The organism is Morganella psychrotolerans, assembly GCF_965118875.1.
Lineage (GTDB): Bacteria > Pseudomonadota > Gammaproteobacteria > Enterobacterales > Enterobacteriaceae > Morganella > Morganella psychrotolerans_C.
Window position 1 is genome coordinate 257,342 of sequence record NZ_CBCPJD010000006.1, and the last position, 20,352, is coordinate 277,693.

Consider the following 20,352-nt stretch of genomic DNA (forward strand, 5'->3'; position numbering starts at 1 on the left):
CAATCAGGAGAAGCATAGCCCGGCTAAAAAATATTACCGCAGTAAATCATAAGTATTATTAATTATTTTACAGATAATTATTCGGATATTAAATATTTGGTATGGATGTCACGATTCAGCGGTATGCATTGCTAATCCGCAACCCGCGCATCATACAGAGCCAGGCACCGGCGGAGACACCAATCAGCATCAGCCACAAGGTATCAGGCGGGAAGCTGGTCAGAACACCGCCGGTGAACAGCGGATTAAATGCGCCGCCCAGCCAGCCGAGGGATTGTGCGGAAAAATAGCTCGATTTCATGCCATCCGGGGCAATTCCGTCGATCAGCATATATTCACCCGGTGCATAAATCAGTTCACCGAGGGTAAACACGAAGGCCGCCAGCCCCCAGAATACTAAATTACTGCCCGCCATCATAAACCCGGCAAGTCCGCCCATAAAAAACAGGGTGCCGAGCGTCATCAGTTTTTTCAGGTTTTCCTGCCGGAGCCGCCGCCCGACCATGTATTGCAATGACACCACGACAGCGGCATTGACCGGCAGAACCACACCAATCACTTTTTCCGCAAGTGTCGAGTCCGCGACTGTCAGCACATATTGTGAAATACAGGTGGAGAAAGAACCGAAGACCAGGGAGCCCATAAAGGCCGACAATGTGAACCAGAGCAGTGCTTTATCATGAAGCATTACGGAGGGCTGCCAGGTTGTGCTGCTACCGGTTGCGGCAGACGGGGGAACACTGCGGACAAAGCGCTGAATAAATAAGACAGGGAACGCGGCGGAGCAGGCGGCAAGCCAGAAGGGCAGGTTAGCGCTGTACATCAGCAGTGCTGTGCCGACAGGCGGGCCGACTGTCCAGCCCATATTGACAAAGGTGTAGTTCAGGGAAAATACCTTTGTTTTACGCGCAGGCGGCAGTGTATCGGCAAAATAGGCTTTCAGGACGGTGGCAAAAACGGAATAGGCGCAATTAACCAGAGAGAAAAAAACAACCACAAGGGCAATGTTGTGTGTAAGTGGAATGGCGATAAATCCTGCGATATAAACAAGGATTGAAACCAGCATATAGCGTTTTTTATCAAATTTATCCGCAATAATTCCGAAGCCAAGACTGAAAAGCACGCCGGTAGTAAGTGCAACGGTTAATGCGATACCCACCTGATCGACTGCCATACCGTACTGGCGGCTGAGATAAATCGCCATAAACGGAATGGTGGCACCGCGTCCGATGGTAATTAAGAATGAAGAGGCTAACAGAGCAATAGTCGAGCGCGTGGCGGCTTGCATGGTGACAGTCTCAATAATAATATTTTTTATATTCAGATAATCAATATCATGCAAATCAGGCACTGTACAGCGCCTTTCCGGTTATGGCAGCACCGCCTGCGCTTCTATCTCAATCAGCCATTCCGGCAGGGATAGTCCGCTGACGATAATCCAGGACGACGCCGGGGCTGAGGCAGCAAATTTTTCTTTCAGCACATCCGCAATTGCCATTTGTTCATCATGTGAATCAGCACCGGCACGGATATAAATCCGCAGCATAACCACATGAGAGAGGTCACCGCCGGCAGCCGCAAGTGCGCGGGCAATATTATCCACAGATTGCGCCGCTTGCTCCCGCATTCCGCCGGATACGGTTATTTCCCGGTGATCAACACCGACCTGACCGGACAGAAACAACTGACGGGTGCCGGTGGTTTCCACCGCCTGACTGAATCCGTATTGCAGTGAATTAAAGAGATCGGGCGGATTAATGAGTTTTTTATGCATAATGACCCTTCTGCTGAATTTTTTTGTTGACTAAATAAGAGAAAATACCGCTTTTATCATAAAATGTTTTATTGCAGTATAAATTAACGCAATATTAACCGTGGTGAGCATCATAAAATAAAATACAAACATACCCCATAGATAATTCCTAATTATTAATATGTATATTTATCTCTATTATCTCGTCAGGCAGAATATTTCTATATTCTTTCCCGTAAAACACGTAGCATTGAGATAATAACCAGGCAATATTGTGACGACCGGTGAAATTTTAGCGGTAAGTCTGTTGAATACGATAAATAAGCAGGCATTATTCTGATATCTGTTCAGCGCATGCTTTGAAGGGAGTTTATTTTTAAATTAAGGATATATCAATGTCGAATTTTGATAAGACTGACGGACAATTCCATGAGTTTACATCGCCGCTGAATGAAGGGGATTTTTTTGCATTACCGGTTGAGTCATCTGTACCTGAAGGTGTAACACCGGTTATTGATGAATCGACAGGGCTGTGTATTGGTTATCTGTATGGTATGAACGGGGTTTATCATATTTATGATATTAATGGCCACTACCAGACAGTGTATGAAATGCCGCTGGAGTCGCCGTTGTTTGACCCGCTGGATCTGCTGCTGGTTGGCGGTGTGGTGGCGAAACTGTGCGGACGAACCTCTTTGCTGATGCGCGGTGGTGCCACCCGGGCTGTCAGCAGCGGCGGCGTGAAACTGAGTATGCAGATTGTCTCGTCACTGAAAAGCCGTCTGACGCTGAGTGCAACGGCGACAAAAATGAAATATTCGCCGCAGGCCGTCAGAGCCATGAGTGATCGCAGCCGTTATGTGCCGGATTATATTCTCAGTAAAGTTATCAGAAACGGCAGGCAGACTGAGGTATTAATCGCCGCATCCGGTGAGCAACTGAGTAAATATTCGATGACAATTAAAAAACATCGTTATAACGGGCAGTTTATGGATGTTTATCTGAACGTTATTGTTGATACAGATAAGAAAATAATAAAAGAATTTAATTATTGAATGTGGCAGATGTCATTATAAGGTGATATAAAAACGCATCACCTTTATACCTTTATTTATTCAAACTGCAGGTTTGTTGGCTGTACTCATCTGGCCGGGTCACATACTTGTGTATGCTCCCTGTCTATCTTCCCTTGCCGCCTGCCTGCATCCTGAATGACGTTGGGTATATGTAGTGTAAAAATAACAACCGGGAAAACCGGATAAAATACAATGCAACAAATTATTTAATATAAGAGTCCAGCACTTTCAGCACGATATCCAAATCATCCTGACGTTTCTCCTCATCTTCCTGATGAACAACATGCTCTGTCAGGTGCCCTTTAATTACTTCCCGCATTAGCCCGTTAACCGCGCCGCGTATAGCTGCAATTTGTTGCAGAACAGCCGCGCACTCATGAGGTTCATCCAGCATTTTTTTCAGTGAATTTACCTGCCCCTGAATTTTGCTGGCCCGGTTCTGAAGCTTCTGTTTATCCCTGATGGTGTGTGACATAGCAGCCCTGTGAGATAAGGAAATATAAAGTTAACGGGTAAAATAGTAGCACTTTAGTCAGACAAAGAGGTAGTTTATTTATACTGGGGGGGAGTATACTGCGTTCACTCTTTCTCTTTCTGAAAATACAGGCGCACAGGTATGACGGATTTTGCTTCTTTATTACAGCAGGGTAACGCGTGGTTTTTTATCCCCGGCGCAATTGCGCTTGGTGCATTGCACGGGCTGGAGCCGGGACATTCAAAAACCATGATGGCGGCATTTATAATTGCTGTAAAAGGCACCGTCAGGCAGGCTGTATTGCTGGGGCTGGCAGCGACATTATCACACACGTTGATTGTCTGGCTTATCGCCCTCGGGGGCATGTATATAAGTAAGCGTTTTACAGCCGAAGCGGTTGAGCCCTGGTTACAGATGGTTTCCGCTGTCGTTATTTTAGCCACCGCGTTCTGGATGTTTATGCGGACTTACCGGGGCGAAAAAGGCTGGCTGGCGCAAATGCAGGGGGATAGTCATCACCATCATGCGCATCACGACCATGCTCATCACGATCATACTCATCACGGACACGGACATGATCACGCCCATCATCATGACAGTGAATATCTTGATGCACATGCCAAAGCGCATGCGGATGAAATCAAACATCGTTTTACGGATGGTCGCGCGACAAACAGCCAGGTTTTACTGTTTGGTCTGACCGGCGGGCTGATCCCTTGTCCGGCAGCCATAACAGTGCTGCTTATTTGTCTGCAACTGAAAGCGTTCACCCTGGGGGCGACAATGGTGCTGAGTTTCAGTATCGGACTTGCGCTGACATTAGTCACAGTAGGTGTTGTGACGGCAATTGGTGTCAGGCAGGTTAACCGCCGCTGGCAGGGATTAGGTGAGGTGGCAAAAAAAGCACCTTACTTCTCAGCCGTACTTATCGCAATTGTCGGGCTGTATATGGGGATCCACGGCTATATGGGACTTGCAGGGTAACGAATGATATTCCCGGCGTCTCCGGGAATATTTCCCCCTTTTTTATTAAATTAAGCAAAAAATGATTTGCGTGACGGGAATTCGTGTGGTTTAATACTGCCACTGGTTTGGAAGTGCAGACCTATTTATGTCAGTCCGGTTAGTCATTCTGCGTTAAGTGTTATCTTAGATACCTTAACATAGCGAATTCCTTCTAATAGTTCCCATAAGTAAATCGAAATCAAACCGCAAATACGCCTTATGGCAACAAGATAAATTAAAGGAAATACAAATGTCTAACACAATCACTGGTACTGTAAAATGGTTTAACGATGATAAAGGTTTTGGCTTTATCACTCCAGCTGACGGTAGCAAAGACGTGTTCGTTCACTTCTCTGCAATCCAGAGCGACAACTTCAAATCACTGGCTGAAGGCCAGAAAGTTTCTTTCACCATTGAAAATGGTATGAAAGGCCCGGCAGCGGGTAATGTGGTAGCGCTGTAATTCAGCCACCCATTAAGCAGATTTAAGAACCTCACTTCGGTGGGGTTTTTTTATGTCTGTCGATCAGGAATATCACGGGCATTTATTAAGTAAGGTGTAAAGCATGTCTCAGAATATTTATGATGATCCGGATTTTTTTAACGGCTATGCCTCGCTGCCCCGGTCTGTAGAGGGATTGAATGGCGCCCCGGAATGGGGTGCAATGCAGGCTCTCTTGCCATCACTTGCCGGAAAATCAGTTATCGACCTTGGTTGTGGCTATGGCTGGTTTTGTCGCTGGGCGCGGACACAACTTGCTTCACAGGTTAGCGGGTTTGATCTGTCTGAAAAAATGTTGATGAAAGCAGCATCCATGACACAAGACAGCGGTATTTTATATCATCGTGCTGATCTGGAGACACTTTCATTACCTGCCACACAAAGCGATGTGATTTACAGCTCTCTTGCACTTCATTATCTGCGGGATATTCCTGCACTGTTTGCGACATTGTTCCGGGCACTGACACCCGGGGGCATGCTGATTTTCTCAGCAGAACATCCGATCTATACTGCACCGGTTGTTCAGGCCTGGAGCACGGACAGCGAAGGAAACAGAGCCTGGCCGGTAAATCAGTATCAGCAGGAAGGCGTGCGCATCAGTAATTGGTTTGCCGATAGTGTAGAAAAACAGCACCGGAAGTTATCCACATGGGTAAATCTTCTGATTGCATCTGGCTTTGAAATAGTCGCGATGGATGAATGGGGGCCATCAGCAGAACAAATTGCTGAAAACCCGGCACTGGATGAAGAAAAAGAGCGTCCGATGATCTTCCTTCTGAGCGCCCGCAAGCCGGATTAATGGCGGTAGACGCTCTTTCTGCGCAATAAAATGATCAGAAAAATGATGGCTGCAATGATAATAAGCCAGGAAAGATAGGTATGCAGTGGCAACGCCAGCACTGCGGCACTGGCAAAATAACCGGCAGACACAATAATAATTCCCCACAGCATTCCGCCGATAATATTCAGTATAAAAAATTTCAGAGGATCTACTTTTGCCGCACCGATAATTATCGGGCCGATTGTCCGTAATCCGTAAGCAAACCGGATGCCGATAATAATAAGGCTTTCTCTGTGCTGAATTATCTGTTGTACGCGGATAATTTTATCTGTGTGGCGATGAAAGCGGGGGAGAATCCGGCCACCGGCAAAATAGCCGGTGAAAAACAAAATATTGTCACTGACAATACCGCCAAGCGCGGCAAATAACATCACCTGCGGATACGATAATAACTGGTTATGTGCAGCTATCCCTGAAAGAAATGCCGCCGTTTCTCCTTCGAGCATTGTGCCGAAAAAAGTTGCCCAATAACCATATTCGGTAATCCAGTGGGTGAGTATCTCCGTCATTGACTGTGTTTACCCTCAGTACATTAAAATAAGCTGGCTGAAATATTGATGCATAAACCCAATATAGCCATATTAAAAATAAAAGAGACAATGGATTGTAATATTACAGCGCGACGCATTGGTGTTGAGGCAATTTCAACGTCTGCCGTTTGTGATGCCACTGCAATGGTAAAGGAAAAATACATAAAATCAGAATAACCGGGCTCCGCAGGTTTATCCGGAAATATTAACCAAGGCTTATCTTGTTCGGCATTGTGATAATAAAGATGAGCATAGTGCATTGTAAAACCGGCCGGCAGCAACAGCCAGGATGAAATAAGCGTGGAGGCTGTCAGTATATACGGATAAATTTTATCATGTCCGGTGAGATTTCCGTGTCCGCCTAATGCAAAGAACAGAACTAACAAACTTACACAGCAACCGGCCAGCAGAAAAAAGATAACCATCCGCGCACTTTCATCCTCAATTTTCGTGAGTTTGCGGATATCTTTTACATTTTTATTGATCATCCGCTCAAATAGAAACAGCAGATAAACCCAGGAAAATGCATTCCAGCCCAGGATCAGGCACATCAGCGTGCTTTGTGTGGGAAGTAATGCGAAAAAAGTGACCAGAGCCACAAACAGTGAAACTACAAAACGCGGACGTGAATGAAGAGTATGACGAACAATATGGGTGATGCGGATGCCGTAACGTAACATATCAATGCCCTGTCAAAAATAACTAATCATAGTGTACTATCATATCAAATATTTAACAGAGTTGGCTTGTATCCGCTGAATATGCGGATCTTCCTGCACAGGATTACAACTAAACACTTTTTATTCATGACATTTTCCGTAAAGATCACTTTTTGTCGGCAAAATTATATTTATACTGGTGAAAATCATAATATTAAAAGTAACTCTCCATGAGCATAACATTTTTTGTTATCATGTTTTTTGTTGCGATTGCCGCTGGTTTTATTAATGTAGTTTCAGGTGGAGGTGGATTTCTTTCCATCAGCGCATTACTGATTTCGGGTTTACCTCCTGCTAACGCACTTGCTACAAATAAAATGCAGTCACTGGGCAGTTCATTAACATCCGGAATCTATTTTTTACGACAGGGACGAATTGATTTAAAAAATAATAAATGGGTTTTTATTGCTACATTCTTTGGTGCCGCCGCCGGTACTATTTTTGTTCAGTTCATCGATCCTTCATTCTTAAAGAAATTACTTCCGATACTAATTATTGGTGTGACGCTTTATTTTATTTTTTCGCCTGATATTACAAAATCAAAAGAAAAACAGCGTGTTTCTTATTTTTTATTTTCATTTATCTGCGGCGGGGGGATCGGGTTTTATGATGGTTTTTTGGGTGCAGGAGCAGGCACTTTTTATACAATAAGCTATATGCTGTTATTGGGCTATCGTATAGATAAAGCACAAATACACTCTAATTTTCTGAATTTGGCATCCAATACTTCGTCGGTTATTTTTTTTATTGCAGGCGGGAAAATGATCTGGACATTAGGTCTGCTCATGTTTGCCGGTCAGGTAATTGGCGCCAGACTGGGTGCGGGGGTTGTGTTGTCATCAGGCCAAAAAATAATCAGGCCAATGATTATTTTAGTCTCAGCAGGTATCAGTATAAAGATGTTGATTGATATGTATTATTGACATAAGGCTTATCTGCCGGGGGAATGTCTGTTTTTTACTAAACCTGCCACGAAATTGCGTTGTGTACCGGAAAAGTATGAATTTAGTGAACATTAAATACTTGTTGAAAATAAAAAATATTATAAAATGACTTTTATTGATTAATGTAGTCTAATTTCACTAAATCTTAAAGGAAGGTCTTTTAAGCCTCTGAAGGACTCTTGTCTGTGTATTCTAAAAATTCGTTCTCGTTAAAATTACTTCATCCGAAATATTTCCTGACCTGGTTTGGCGTTTCTGTTTTGTTCTTATTGGTCCAGTTGCCTTATGTGTGGTTACTTTTCATCGGTAAGCGCTTAGGTAAATTCTCCCGGTTTTTTATAAAAAGACGCGTATCTATAATCAGACGAAACCTGGAATTATGCTTTCCTGAAAAAACAAATTCTGAAATTAATGATATGGTTATGGATAATCTTGCCTCTCTGGGGATTGCATTATTTGAAACCGGTATTGCCTGGTTCTGGAGTGACAGAAGGGTCAGTAAGTTATATTCCATCAGTGGGTTATCCAATTTTACTGATGCAAATAAGAAAAATGCAGGCATTTTGCTGATTGGTACGCACGCGATGTTGATGGAGCTTGGCGGCCGGATTATGGGGTTAAGCCTTCCGGTCAATGCGATGTATCGCCCTCATAATAATAAAGCGATGGAATACATTCAGACAAAAGCACGGTGCCGTTCAGGTAAAGGAATGATCGACCGAAAAAACCTGAGATTCATGGTGAATGAGCTGAAGAAAGGTCAGGCGATATGGTTCGCACCCGACCAGGATTTTGGTGTAAAAGGAACAGTATTTGTGCCTTTCTTTGCTGTTGAAAATGTCTCCACATCAAAAGGTGCGGTGATATTGGCAAGCTTATCCGGGTCACCTTCACTGACGGTTTCTCTGGTCAGAAATGACAATAAAGCAGCAGATAAGCATTACAGCTTAATTATTGGTCCTGAAATAGAAGGCTTTCCAAGCGGAAATGAGCGGGATGATGTTCATAAAATGAATAAAATCATAGAAGCAGAGATAATGAGAGCTCCTGACCAGTATCTTTGGGCGCACCGGCGCTTTAAAACAAGGCCGAAAGGCGAGCCCGGAGTATATTGATTAATAAAAAATTATATAAATATTATTGATGTGAATATATATTAACTGCGTATCAGAAGACTTAATAACCACATATTAATATATATGCTCTAAATTAGCAGATATAAAAAAACCAACTCCGGCGGTTGGTTTTTTTATGTCTGTAGTTATGCTGTTTCTGTAGCAGAGTGAATCTGCCGGTTAATCTGTATCAATAAACCGTTTTTGCTCAGTCAGAACCTGTAATAATTCAGCCATATCCGGTTTGGCATGCTTAATTGTTTCATTATTTACATCGAAACGCTGATATTTCCCCTGAGATGTCAGAACAGAGGCTGAGTCAGGTTTGATAATCACCAGGTTGTTGTTATCACCGGTAAATATCCATGGTTTACGGCGCGCCGGGCTGAACAGGTCTTCACCCTGAGTATATTCGCTCTGTGGATTGCTGACGTGCAGCAGGCGTTGCATCAGCGTTGCCATAATATCAGGGTGCGCGGTCAGTTTGGTGATAACCTGTGCCGGTGTTTCAGGCCAGTGGATAAGCAACGGCACGTGCAACTGTCCGCGGTTAAATTTTCCGTCTGTGACCCAGGTGCTCTTTAATTCATTCACGTCGTCATTGGCACCGGCAGTAATGATAATGACGGTTTTATCCCACTCACCCCGCGCCCGGATATCCTGTACCAGTACGCCCAGGACATCATCAATATCTGTCATATCTGAATTAAGCGGTACCGGGGCGCTCAGGTTAACCAGCGCAAACCACGGCTGTCCCTGACGGGTTTGTTTCAGCCAGGCACTCCAGCGGTAAGCCACATCAGTAATGCTGCTGTTTTTCTTACCGGCTTCTCCGGTGTCCCGCAGTGGCGGCAGGCTGTAATCTGCCAGCAGGGCATAGCGATAGAGCGGTGACGTAAAGTTCTCTGTTGAGAAAAAGCCGGTCTGATAGTTTTGTGCGCTGAGCGCGGACATCAGCGCTGACGGAACACGTCCGTTCAGTATACCGTCATAATAGGTGCCGGAGATCCCGTAATACAGCCCGAACTGGGCTTTTTCCGGATCAATCTCACTGCTGTAGTGCCGGGAAAATTGCGTGCTTTCCTGTGCGAAATGCGCCAGGTTTGGCATCGACTTGCTGATATCGTCCTGATCGAGATAAGAGAGTGTGACAAGCAGCAAATTATACCCGCTGCCGTTGTCCGCGTAGCTTAGTTTATTGACCGGATATTCCACACCCTGCGCAGTCGGATCGCCGTGCAGAAGCAGTTGTTGTTCATAACTGCTGGTGTCAATCAGCCCGTGACGCTCGAGGAATTTGCGGGCGGTCATCGGGTAGGAAACCGGCAGGTTGTAGCGTTGCATCGTTACCGGGCGATAGAAATTGGCATCTGCCCAGATATACATAATATGAGAGGTAATAAAGGCGGTGATAAAAACCACAGCAACCGGTTTACCGAATTTTTGCCGGTTCAGGCTGCGCAGTTTCTGCCAGCTCCAGGTGCCGAACAGCATTTCAACAAGAAAAATAACCGGGATAGCAATAAAGATAAATTGCCAGCGCCGCGCCATTTCACCCTGTACAGGGTTTATCACCAGATCCCAGACGACAGGGTTCAGGTGGAGGCGGAATTGTTCATAAATCCCGATATCAAACAGCAGCAGTGTCAGCCCGGCAGTTCCGATAGCGGCAGAGAGAAATCTGAGCAGACGCTGCGACATCACCACAAAGGTGAGCGGAAAGATAATCAGCAGATAGAGAGCAAACGCCAGAAAACTGAAATGACCAAGCCAGCTGCTGATGGCATAAATGCGACCGGTCAGAGTGCCCGGCCAGTCAGAAATAAACAGGTAACGGCTGCTGAGTGCAAGGCTCAGCAGTATATTAAACAGGGTGAACCAGTGCCCCCAGCTTATCATCTGGGAGACTTTGTCACCGTATTTCGGACGATACGTTACCATAGTGTTTCGTTATCAGCCGGTGTGCGGTTAATGCGCTTTATCTTCACTGACGGAAGATTTCAGTGCACGGGCAAAGGAGTCAGCAATATGCACGCGCTGCGATGGTGCAACACTGGTATTGATGAGATTGGTTACCATATTTCCTAATACCATAAGCGAGAGATCGGTTGGTGTCCGGTTTTTTTCGAGCACACTGACCAGCTCAGCCAGTAACTTTTCAACGTGTTCATCACTGTAGCGGGATGACTGTGGCATAAACGTATATATCCTGATTGTACAAAGCTCTATATCATAACTGATGAGCGGGCGTATTTCTGCTTTTTGCAGAAAATTATTTCAATTATGGATGCGGTTACGCAGGAAAAAACATTTTTTTATTCTGCATTCAGTCGGTTGCCATGTTGTGGCGTATTCTGGTGCGGATGAGACTTGCACGCGTATCATAACGATGTTTGAATACGCGCAAACGAGGCCTGAGGAGCAAAAAATGAGTCTGGATATTATTCAGATTGCGTTACATCAATTGATTAAACGCGATGAGCAGACACTGGAAGTGGTACTGCGGGACACACCGCTGGAAAAAACCGCCATTGTTGAAGATATGATGGCAGAACTGCACCGGGTCTACAGCGCGAAGAGTAAAGCGTACGGTGTATTTAATGAAGAGAGTGAGTTATCGGCTTCACTGCGCTTACAGCGTCAGGGAGAGGAAGAGTTTCACGCCTTTACCCGTGCGGCAACGGTGCGGCTGAAAGATGAACTGGCAAAATATCCGTTTGCTCAGGGCGGGGTGGTGTTATTTGCCCATTATCGCTACCTGGCGGTGGAATATTTGCTGGTCGCGGTTCTGGACAGTTGTCAGAGTATGCTGGTAAATGAGAGCCTGGAACTGAACAGTACGCATTATCTGGATATCCCGCATGCGGATATTATTGCCCGTATTGATTTGACGGAGTGGGAAACAAACCCTGAATCAGTCCGTTATCTGACCTTTCTGAAAGGACGTGTCGGACGTAAAGTCTCTGATTTCTTCATGGATTTCCTGGGTGCTGCGGAAGGGTTTAACGCCAAAGTGCAGAACAAAGGTTTGCTACAGGCGCTGGATGATTACTGTGAAGAGACGCAGGCCGGTAAGCAAGAGCGTCAGGCGTACCGCAAACAGGTTTCTGAATACTGTAATGAGCAGTTGCAGAGCGGGGAAGAGATCCGGCTGACTGAGTTGTCCGCAGAGCTGCCTCCATTGGGCGAACAGAGCTTTGCTGAATTTACTCAGGAAAAAGAGTACGGACTGGAAGAATCCTTTCCGGCGGATCGCAGTACACTTCGCCAGCTGACTAAATTTGCCGGCAGCGGCGGCGGAATGACGATCAATTTTGACGCGATGTTGCTGGGTGAGCGGATTTTCTGGGATGCGGCAACAGATACGCTGACGATTAAAGGCACACCGCCGAATTTGCGGGATCAGTTACAGCGCAGAGGTAATAAAGGATAGCAGGGCAGAAATAAATAACGCCGCAAAAGCGGCGCTTATATAGCCACTTATCTACATGAAACAAAAGGACTTGTTTCTAGCAATGTCCACATTGCGACCACGTTCGATATTATGACCACCAAAGCCCCGGCTCCGGGGCTTTACTTTTTTTGCCTCCGCCTGTTCAATGTACCCCGACTTTGATTGTTTAACTTTACTTAATAAACGTGGTGATTCTATGGAATATTTAGCGATTATTTCCCTTATTTTAGCGATCCTTTCCCTTTTGGCTTTTGTTCTCGGGTTAATAAAACCAAAGATCGTAAAAATGCCAAACAGAAAGAAAGCGAGTATTTTTTATCTTAATGTATGCTTAGTCATGGTGATACTGACCGTGGTGCTTATCCCTGATGTAAAAAATGAGCCTCAAGCCCCACAGGATCAGCAGGCTGAAAAAGTTATTGAAACAGTTGTCAGCAAACCTAAGATCCCTGAATTCAAGTACCCGCAAATGTCTCTGAAAGAATACCGCAATGAGGCTCAGTCTACCCGGCAGGATATTGTTAAAAACTACCTGGAAAGTGTGTCGTTCGATGATTCTCACTTCGATATTTTTTATAGCTGCCTCAGTCAAATGAGCTACACAAAAAATACTGACCTGAAATTAGGTGAGGTTCTTGGATGGTGCAAAGCTGACTTTGACCGTTCTGCCAGCGCATTGAATGACCGGGTTAATCTGGATAACTTTGTATCAAAATTTTCATCTTTTGACGGTTCTTACCGTCCATTAGAAAAACAGATTAAAAATGATATGAATGACAGATCCAGCTATTCCCACGAATCGACAACCTACAGGATGGATCTCAATACAAAGCCACCTGTCGCAACGGTTATAATCTCGTTTACCGGTAAGAACCAATATAACGCTACGGTTAAGCAGCGGGCTGTAGCTAAAGTAAATATCATCACCGGTGATATTATTTCTTTCGACTACGAATAATATTTAATTCAGATGTACGAAGCCCCTCAATTGAGGGGCTTTGTTTTATCAGAACCCAAATGATACCTGTTGTTCATTTGTCGGGTGTGGAATTGCAGCCTCAATCAGTTGAGGTTTAATTATGTATCGGGACAGGGTTTCATGACTGACGAACGTTGCACCACAGTTGATATTGGTACACTGGTTATAACGTTCTTTCGTTTCGGTCGTGACATCTCTTGAACTGCGGGTACGGGCGAGGCTGCTGCAAAGGGGACATTTCATCATGATTGACTTACCTTTTATCATCATGTTGATATTGCGTTAATTATAGCAATTACTGATGATATCTACAGTGTTATTTTGCTTATTTATCCGTCGCTCATTTCGATGTCCGAAATTTTCACTTCGAATTCAAGCGCAGAGGTAAAGCCGCTGTCACTCAGTGAGTGTGATACGCGGGTTAATATCCACTCTGCTCCGTCAATCTCCGGCTTAAATCCCTGAACTTTCACCGGCATTTCCGGGTAAACGTCAGCCCTGCCTTTTGCCAGCTGAAGCGAAAGGGAAGCAACACCGCGCTGCATTTTTTCCCAGGCGGCTTTTGCTGCCCGTTCAGCATTACCCTTATTGGCGTAGGTGTGTGAAAGAGTCAGTATATTTCCCTCGTCCCCGACCAGATAATCGCCCTGTGGCTCGTCCGGTTTTTTCTTTTTCTCCTGGGCTTTTTTCTTGGTTTTACGTTTCCGCTTTACCTTTACCTCGTCTTTTTTCTTCGGCTTGCGGGTATTCAGCCATGACGCGATAACGCCGGTGTATGCGCCCCGGTCAGCCAGTGAGAAGCGGTAGCCGTCACCGACAGAGCGGGTTATCAGCAGCGGCGGGATTGGTTTTCCGGATGCGGTTTTTCCGCTGCCCTGCGGCATAAACAGCAACTGGCCGTTTTTGATAGCGGCAATTGCGCCTTCCTGCTTACCGATACGCGCCAGAAATGAACCGTCTGACTCATTGGTCTGGTCGATGTGGGCTATCTTAATCTCAGCCAGCTTTTTATCGATCACCGGCTCCACGCTGTTCCGCTTCGCGATAGTGCTGATGATATCGCCGAGGGTTTTATCGTGGTAAGACATTTCGCGCTTTGCGTTCAGTGAGGAACGAAAGTCCGCACTGCGACCGCGAATGGTTAATTTATCAGGCGGGCCGCTGTGTTCTATTTCATCAACAGTAAATTTACCTTTAAAAATCAACGGTTCATTTTTCCAGCCAAGGTGCAGCGACAGCACTTCACCGCGTTTCGGCAGCATCATTTTTCCGTCTGCATCATCGATCTCGAGATCCAATTGGTCAGACTCAAATCCGCGGTTGTCTGTGAGCGACAGTGAGATAAGCCGCCCCTGAATGCGTTCGTTGATGTTTACCGTTCCGGCTGATAGGGAATATGCCGGGACGCTTTCTGTACCCGTCAGGAAGAAATCCGTCATGATAATAGTCCTGTGATTCCGTCTGAAATTTTAGTGCCGAAATCGCTGATCGCTGTGGTCATTGAATCCAGCTGTTCACTGATATCGCCAAACATTTCAGCTAATGATTCATCAACCCGTTTCAGTGACAGGGTGAATTCTATTTTTCGGGCGGCGCTGTCATGGAAAAAGTCACTTTTATTTTCACTCAGTGACTCAATAACATACATCCCGTAAATGGTTCCCTCGCCACCAATAAGCGACCAGGCTTTTCCTGTTTCCGCCATAGACTGCAACGCCAGCAGTGAGAATTTACCGCCGGTCAGCTCAGGGTAAAGCGTGCCGGACAGCGTGATCCCGTCATTTGACGGACCTAAAAATTGCCAGGACGGACGCTTGCCTATCCGGTTGTTATACCCGAACCGGAACTGATGTTCGCGCTGCATTCCCTGAAACGGCGTGGTACGCAGATCAAAGACAAACAAACCCAAAGCCGCCATTGCCATAATTAAAACTCCTCCGTATCACGGTAACTGCTGCGGCTTGCTGCCTGCTGACGGCGGTTTATTGCGTCAAGCTGGCGGGCAACTTCACGGGCGATATCCTGTGCGGACTGTGCCGGGGTCGGGTAAATATTAATGACCGGCGCGGCATACTGTTGTGATGAATATGAGTTACCGTGAGATCCGCCGGCGGATTGTACCGGCTGCGCCGCAATCGGCTGCGACAGGGTACTCAGTGCCAGCATTGCCAGTGCTGCAGTATTTTTCCTGCCGGTTACATTTGCCGGTCCGTCGATAACTTCCGGTCCGTTCTCACCGACAATTCCGAACTGGCCGCGCGGAATATGCCCGCCGGAGTCATACGCACCGGCAAATTTCTTCGGCGGGATACTCCAGTTAGCGTTACGGATGCCTCCGGACATAGTGGTTTTTTGCGTGGCTTCGACCGCTGTAACAAACTTCTGATCCTGTTTCGCTTCTTTCAGCCAGTCCGGCGTCAGGGCGTCTTTTGCCATTTGTTTTATTTCGGCAAATTTATTTTTCAGGTCTTCCCATTTGGCGTCAATCCCGCTGATAACGCTGTCAATCATATCTGACGCTATTTTTTTCATCGTTTCCGGCAGGTTACGTATGAAATTGATAATCTCATCCCATTTTGTCCGGATGGTGGTTTTTACCGCTTCCCACAGATCCGACATATATTTTTTTATGCCGTCCCAATTCTGATAGATAATTCCAAGTAACGTGTAATTGAGAAAATAATTTTTTATTCCCACCCAGGCTTTACTGATAATGCTTCCTATCCATGTCCACGCTGCATCACAGGCGTTGCCGATGTCCGTCCATAATTTTGTAAAGAATGCGGCGATTGAATCCCAATTCTTATAAATCACATAAGCAATAGCGGCAATAGCTGCTGCCGCAAGAAAAATTGGGTTAGTCAGCAGGGCTTTACCGGCGGTAAACAGCGCCATGCCGACAATTTTTATCCCTTTGGCCAGCAGGCCAAGCGCCCCTACACCTTTGAGAGCAATAATTTTTAGTCCTTTGGCCAGCAGACCAAACGCCCAGACACCCTTGAGGGCAAAAAACTTTATGCCTTTCGCCAGCAAGCCAAACGCACCGGCACCTTTGATGCCTAAAACAGACAGGCTGAGTTTCAACAGTGCCATCGGTCCAAGCATGGCGGCAAGCATCAGAATCAGCGCACCGCCTACAGTAAGGATCACGCCCAGCGCCAGTGCAATTTTTGTCAGGGTGTTTGTCAGCTCCGGGTTACGTTTTGTCCAGTCGCCGACCTTGCTGATAATATCAGTGATGGATTTCGCGATATCGCGCAGCGGGCTGTCAACGCCGCCGAATATCTGAATCCCGACATCTTCCCATGCAGAGGTCAGGTTTTTCAGATCGCCGTCAAGGTTATCGGTCATGGTGTCCGCTACTTTCTGCGCCTCACCTTTTGCCGCTTTAACTTCGGCTATCATTTTTTGCAGATCGCCTTTACCGGCTTGTTCAACCAGAACAGACAGGGCAGAGAAAGCCTCTTCACCGGCGATGTGTTTAAAAAATCCGGCACGCTCAGCGGTACCCATTTTTTTTGTTTTCTTGTCCAGCTCCGTGAGGATGTCCGGCAGGGCGCGTAAGTTACCTTTAGCGTCACGGGTTTTTATACTTAGTTGCTCAAGTGCATCCGCTGCCTGTTTAGGCGGCTCCGCCAAACGACCGAGGATAGATCGCAATCCGGTACCGGCCATTGACCCCTGAATACCGGCATCACCCAGCTTACCTGCGGCAACTGCTGCTGTTTCCAGATCAACGCCCAACCCGGAGGCAACCGGCGCGACGTATTTCATGGTGTCGCCCAACATGTTCAGGTTGGTATTTGACCGGGTAAAAGTGGCAACGAGGGTATCACTGACGCGGTTCATTTCATCCGAATTCAGCTTAAAGCCGGTCAGAATGTTTGACCCGATATCGGCTGTGGTGGCAAGGTCAACATCACCGGCAAGTGACATCGACAGGGTACCTTTCATGGCGTTCTGTATTTGCTCCGGCTTAAACCCTGCCATTGCATAAAATGACTGACCCTGTGCGACTTCGTTCGCGGTGAATGCAGTGGTTGCACCGAGATCACGCGCCTGTTCGCGCAGGGCTTTATATTCTTTTGACCCTTTATCAAGGCGGGTCAGCGCCTGTACTTTCGACATACCGGTTTCAAATTCAAAGCCCGGCATCAGAAATTTTTTACTGGCGTACAAGGACGCGCCGCCGGTTGCCATAGCGGCGGCACCGGTGCCCGCCATTTTATTTCGTACATCCATGGTTTTTTGGTAGCTGCCTTTGGCTGCTGCCATGCGGCGCTCTTGTTCTGCACTGCGGCGCAGCTGCTGTTCCTGTCGCTGCAACTGCTGCGTGGTACGGGTGATATCGCCGTTCAGGCGGCGTTGTGCCTGCCCCAACTGATTGGTTGAGATCCCGTTAGCCTGCAATGCCGAGCGCTGACGCTGTGCGGATTGCTGCAATTCCCCGAACCGGTTTTTCAGTTGTGCAGCCTCCCGCTGCGCGCGTTTCAGGGCTTCAGCTTGTTGCCTTGTGGGGTTTCCGGATGCGGTCATTTCGCGGGCGAGGGCGGCGGCGCGTTGTGTTGCTGCCTGATATGCCTGCTGGGTTTCGGTGAGTTGCTGTTTTGTTTTGCGAAAGCCGTCGATTTGCCCGGCTTGCCGGTTGAGGTCTTTCAATGCATCACGCGACTGACGGACAGCGCCCGCCAGTCGTTTATTGGATTCCTGCGCACTGCGGAACGGTCTTGTTAATTTATCGACGGCGTTCAGCACAACCTGTAAACGTAGATTTCTACTCATCACTATTACCGCTGCGTTTGTAAGCGTGATAACGCCATTCAATTAATTCGGTCAGGCTCATATCCTCAGTCGCGGAGGGTGGCCAGTGAAAAATGGTGGCAATATCTGCCACCAAATCATCTACAGTTAATCGTTCTGGTAGTCCTGCTGCATCGACTTCGGCAACAAAAAATTAACCACCTCGATCGACAGATTGAGCAGGTCGCCCGGCGCCATCGCCATAATTTCCGGTTTTGTCAGTGCCGGTGCTGTGATGCGGGGTAACACTTCGGTCATGGACGTTACATCCATATCCATCAGCGCGACCAGACGAACGCCACGTAATGCGCCCGCTTTGGGCTTGCGGACAACCACTTCGGTAATGTCTGTTTCGCCGCGTTTAACAGGTTCTTCCAGTGTGACGGTTGCCTGTGTTTTCTGAATTTGTTCAGTCATTTACTTTTTTTCCTGTTAAAGCCCGATAGCGGCGCGTTGTTCTGCAAGACGGTCTTTGCCGTCGACTTTTTCAACCATATTGACGACATCAATCTCAATGAGATCCGCGCCGTCCCAAACCAGTTTGTAGTAGGTTGGTTTAAAGCTGAATTTAACCTGGGTGTTATCACCCTGTTTGGCGCTGCCCGGGTCTATTTCGGATAAGCGTCCGCGTACAACCACCTCACAGGCGATAACATCGCCGGTATCGTCGCGCTGATAGGCACCGGCAAAGCGCAGTTGTACGCCGTCAATCTCGGCAATACCCCAGTGCTTATAGATTTGTGCTTCCATACCGCCGAGAGTGACTTCCATATCAAGTGCGCCATCATCCAGACCCATATCAATCTGGGCGGCACCGTTCATGCCGCCGCCGCGATAGGCTTCCATTTTGCGGGTGATTTTCGGCAGGGTGATTTCTTCAGCAAGCCCCTGATAGTTATCACCGTCAAAAAACAGGTTCATGTTTTTTAGTTTGCGTGGTAAAGCCATGATTACCCCTTAATTTTCGATGCGAAATCCATCAGGTAGCGATCAGTGATGCGCTGACGGAAGGTGATATTTTCAGCCGGTGGCACCGGTGTATAGTCATAATCAATCGCCAGCTTTCCGGCTTTTAATTCGTCTTTGCCGTTAGCATCCGGATCAAACCAGCATTCACCGCCAAGCAGATAACCGTTAGTGGTCAGGTTGCGCATTTTGGCGTTGATGCCGTCGATAATGTCTTTAACCAATGTCGGGGTCATTGGCTTATCAACCGCCCACATGTGCGCTTCTGCCATAGTGTCAGCCAGTACCTGCGCGGTACGGACATAGTTCTCAAAGGCAAACAGCGGATCGTCAGAGCAGGTGCGGGAACCCCAGAAACGGAATCCATCTTCACGGATAAGCGTGGTGATATCGTTTTCATTCAGCAGGCCCGCGTCAGTTGCCGGATCCTGCAAGTCCCACGACACATCAGCAGAAATACCGGTCACACCATTCACGCCGATATTTGACAGGGTTTTATGCCAGCCGATGTCCTGGTCTATTTTGGCACGCAGACCCAGCGCACGGGCGGTGGCGTAGGCGGTTGCTTCGGCGTCCTTCACTGAATCCCATGACAGAAAATCCGGGTGGATCAACATCAGCTCGCGCTGACTGAAGTTTTTGCGGTAGTCCAGTACTTCCGGAATGGTTTTGCAACCGTAGGCACTGGCATAAGCGAACCCGCGTAACGCCTGCGCCACAGTAACCAGCTTTGATGTGACAGCCTGATTGTCGTGTCCCGGTACGCCGAGAATACGCGGTTTAACGCCGGTATAGTTTTTCGCGGTCAGCAGCGCCTGTAAGCCGGTTTTCAGTCCGGTATCAGTCGTGCCGCCGATAATGTTTGTTGTGGTTTCCGCTTCGCTTTCGCCCTGCTCGACACGGACAACGACCGTTACCGGTTTTGTCTGGTCGCTGATGGCTTGCAGTGAATGCGCGAGCGTGCCGGTGTCCCCGGCTTTGCCGAGTGCGGAACGGATATCCGTCAGCAGGACGGGCTTGTTAAGCGGGAATGCTTTTGCATCTGCATCATCAGCGGTACAAACCATACCGACAATTGCCGTGCTGATGGTGCGGATAGGGCGTGTTCCGTCATTGAGTTCAACGACACGCACGCCGTGGTGATAGTCTTGTGCCATAGAAAGAAGCTCCTCTTTTTGGTGCTTTCTATGGTG

23 protein-coding genes are annotated in these 20,352 nt (G+C 47.1%); 8 read left to right on the forward strand and 15 right to left on the reverse strand.

The window, feature by feature from the left end:
• Positions 1-115: 115 nt before the first annotated feature.
• Together ydeE and ACMHKJ_RS08545 are read right to left on the reverse strand one after the other, a co-directional pair.
• Positions 116-1,288, reverse strand: a complete 1,173-nt coding sequence (gene ydeE, locus ACMHKJ_RS08540) for an efflux MFS transporter YdeE (RefSeq protein ID WP_413493317.1) — start codon at positions 1,286-1,288, stop codon at positions 116-118.
• Positions 1,289-1,369: 81 nt separating this feature from the next.
• Positions 1,370-1,774 carry a RidA family protein gene (locus tag ACMHKJ_RS08545; RefSeq protein ID WP_413493108.1) on the reverse strand — a complete coding sequence of 135 codons (405 nt, stop codon included), beginning with the start codon at positions 1,772-1,774 and terminating at the stop codon, positions 1,370-1,372.
• Between the two features lie 374 nt (positions 1,775-2,148).
• On the opposite strand from ACMHKJ_RS08545, the gene ACMHKJ_RS08550 reads away from it, so the two are divergent.
• Complete coding sequence (locus ACMHKJ_RS08550; RefSeq protein WP_413493109.1) at positions 2,149-2,808, forward strand: hypothetical protein; 660 nt, start codon at positions 2,149-2,151, stop codon at positions 2,806-2,808.
• Positions 2,809-3,031: 223 nt separating this feature from the next.
• On the opposite strand, the gene rcnR is transcribed toward ACMHKJ_RS08550, so the two are convergent.
• Complete coding sequence (gene rcnR / locus ACMHKJ_RS08555) at positions 3,032-3,304, reverse strand: Ni(II)/Co(II)-binding transcriptional repressor RcnR (protein ID WP_067402867.1); 273 nt, start codon at positions 3,302-3,304, stop codon at positions 3,032-3,034.
• 141 nt (positions 3,305-3,445) lie between these two features.
• Between rcnR and ACMHKJ_RS08560 the strand changes: the two genes are divergently transcribed.
• The 3 genes from ACMHKJ_RS08560 to ACMHKJ_RS08570 all read left to right on the forward strand — a co-directional run bounded on the left by ACMHKJ_RS08560 (position 3,446) and on the right by ACMHKJ_RS08570 (position 5,610).
• Positions 3,446-4,288: a nickel/cobalt efflux protein RcnA gene (locus ACMHKJ_RS08560; protein WP_413493110.1), complete on the forward strand. Its 843-nt coding sequence runs from the start codon at positions 3,446-3,448 to the stop codon at positions 4,286-4,288.
• Positions 4,289-4,559: 271 nt separating this feature from the next.
• Entirely contained in the window at positions 4,560-4,772 is a 213-nt protein-coding gene (gene cspE, locus ACMHKJ_RS08565; protein WP_067360990.1) for a transcription antiterminator/RNA stability regulator CspE, read from the forward strand.
• Positions 4,773-4,875: 103 nt separating this feature from the next.
• The gene (locus ACMHKJ_RS08570) at positions 4,876-5,610 is read left to right on the forward strand and encodes a class I SAM-dependent methyltransferase (RefSeq protein WP_413493112.1); all 735 of its coding nucleotides are present in this window, start codon (positions 4,876-4,878) and stop codon (positions 5,608-5,610) included.
• Here the strand turns inward: ACMHKJ_RS08570 and ACMHKJ_RS08575 are convergent.
• Positions 5,607-6,161 (reverse strand): DedA family protein, encoded by a 555-nt coding sequence (locus ACMHKJ_RS08575; protein WP_413493114.1) that lies wholly within the window; start codon positions 6,159-6,161, stop codon positions 5,607-5,609. The two genes, ACMHKJ_RS08570 and ACMHKJ_RS08575, sit on opposite strands and share 4 nt — an antisense overlap.
• A 23-nt stretch (positions 6,162-6,184) precedes the next feature.
• Positions 6,185-6,862 carry a DUF1345 domain-containing protein gene (locus ACMHKJ_RS08580; RefSeq protein ID WP_413493116.1) on the reverse strand — a complete coding sequence of 226 codons (678 nt, stop codon included), beginning with the start codon at positions 6,860-6,862 and terminating at the stop codon, positions 6,185-6,187.
• Positions 6,863-7,071: 209 nt separating this feature from the next.
• On the opposite strand from ACMHKJ_RS08580, the gene ACMHKJ_RS08585 reads away from it, so the two are divergent.
• Both ACMHKJ_RS08585 and lpxL read left to right on the forward strand, forming a co-directional pair.
• On the forward strand, positions 7,072-7,824 hold the full coding sequence (locus ACMHKJ_RS08585; protein ID WP_413493118.1) for a TSUP family transporter: 753 nt from the start codon (positions 7,072-7,074) through the stop codon (positions 7,822-7,824).
• Between the two features lie 206 nt (positions 7,825-8,030).
• Complete coding sequence (gene lpxL, locus ACMHKJ_RS08590) at positions 8,031-8,960, forward strand: LpxL/LpxP family Kdo(2)-lipid IV(A) lauroyl/palmitoleoyl acyltransferase (protein WP_413493120.1); 930 nt, start codon at positions 8,031-8,033, stop codon at positions 8,958-8,960.
• 180 nt (positions 8,961-9,140) lie between these two features.
• Here the strand turns inward: lpxL and yejM are convergent, their stop codons facing one another.
• The gene (yejM, locus tag ACMHKJ_RS08595; protein WP_413493122.1) at positions 9,141-10,901 is read right to left on the reverse strand and encodes an LPS biosynthesis-modulating metalloenzyme YejM; all 1,761 of its coding nucleotides are present in this window, start codon (positions 10,899-10,901) and stop codon (positions 9,141-9,143) included.
• A gap of 27 nt (positions 10,902-10,928) precedes the next feature.
• Positions 10,929-11,156, reverse strand: coding sequence for a YejL family protein (locus ACMHKJ_RS08600; RefSeq protein ID WP_067426415.1), 228 nt, complete (start codon positions 11,154-11,156; stop codon positions 10,929-10,931).
• Between the two features lie 232 nt (positions 11,157-11,388).
• Between ACMHKJ_RS08600 and yejK the strand changes: the two genes are divergently transcribed.
• Both yejK and ACMHKJ_RS08610 read left to right on the forward strand, forming a co-directional pair.
• Positions 11,389-12,393, forward strand: coding sequence for a nucleoid-associated protein YejK (gene yejK, locus ACMHKJ_RS08605; RefSeq protein WP_067402843.1), 1,005 nt, complete (start codon positions 11,389-11,391; stop codon positions 12,391-12,393).
• Between the two features lie 217 nt (positions 12,394-12,610).
• On the forward strand, positions 12,611-13,372 hold the full coding sequence (locus tag ACMHKJ_RS08610; RefSeq protein ID WP_413493124.1) for a hypothetical protein: 762 nt from the start codon (positions 12,611-12,613) through the stop codon (positions 13,370-13,372).
• Between the two features lie 48 nt (positions 13,373-13,420).
• On the opposite strand, the gene ACMHKJ_RS08615 is transcribed toward ACMHKJ_RS08610, so the two are convergent.
• The 8 genes from ACMHKJ_RS08615 to ACMHKJ_RS08650 all read right to left on the reverse strand — a co-directional run bounded on the left by ACMHKJ_RS08615 (position 13,421) and on the right by ACMHKJ_RS08650 (position 20,316).
• Entirely contained in the window at positions 13,421-13,639 is a 219-nt protein-coding gene (locus tag ACMHKJ_RS08615; protein ID WP_094762059.1) for an ogr/Delta-like zinc finger family protein, read from the reverse strand.
• A gap of 83 nt (positions 13,640-13,722) precedes the next feature.
• Positions 13,723-14,832, reverse strand: a complete 1,110-nt coding sequence (locus ACMHKJ_RS08620; protein ID WP_413493126.1) for a phage late control D family protein — start codon at positions 14,830-14,832, stop codon at positions 13,723-13,725.
• Entirely contained in the window at positions 14,829-15,311 is a 483-nt protein-coding gene (locus ACMHKJ_RS08625) for a phage tail protein (RefSeq protein WP_413493319.1), read from the reverse strand. Before ACMHKJ_RS08625 ends, ACMHKJ_RS08620 begins: the two co-directional genes overlap by 4 nt.
• Before the next feature lie 8 nt (positions 15,312-15,319).
• A complete protein-coding gene (locus ACMHKJ_RS08630) occupies positions 15,320-18,175 on the reverse strand; it encodes a phage tail tape measure protein (protein ID WP_413493127.1) in 2,856 nt (951 codons plus the stop codon).
• A complete protein-coding gene (locus tag ACMHKJ_RS08635; protein WP_413493129.1) occupies positions 18,168-18,290 on the reverse strand; it encodes a GpE family phage tail protein in 123 nt (40 codons plus the stop codon). Before ACMHKJ_RS08635 ends, ACMHKJ_RS08630 begins: the two co-directional genes overlap by 8 nt.
• An 11-nt stretch (positions 18,291-18,301) precedes the next feature.
• Positions 18,302-18,610, reverse strand: a complete 309-nt coding sequence (locus ACMHKJ_RS08640; RefSeq protein ID WP_413493131.1) for a phage tail assembly protein — start codon at positions 18,608-18,610, stop codon at positions 18,302-18,304.
• 15 nt (positions 18,611-18,625) lie between these two features.
• Positions 18,626-19,141 (reverse strand): phage major tail tube protein, encoded by a 516-nt coding sequence (locus ACMHKJ_RS08645; protein ID WP_413493133.1) that lies wholly within the window; start codon positions 19,139-19,141, stop codon positions 18,626-18,628.
• A gap of 2 nt (positions 19,142-19,143) precedes the next feature.
• On the reverse strand, positions 19,144-20,316 hold the full coding sequence (locus tag ACMHKJ_RS08650) for a phage tail sheath protein (protein ID WP_413493135.1): 1,173 nt from the start codon (positions 20,314-20,316) through the stop codon (positions 19,144-19,146).
• Positions 20,317-20,352 lie beyond the last annotated feature (36 nt).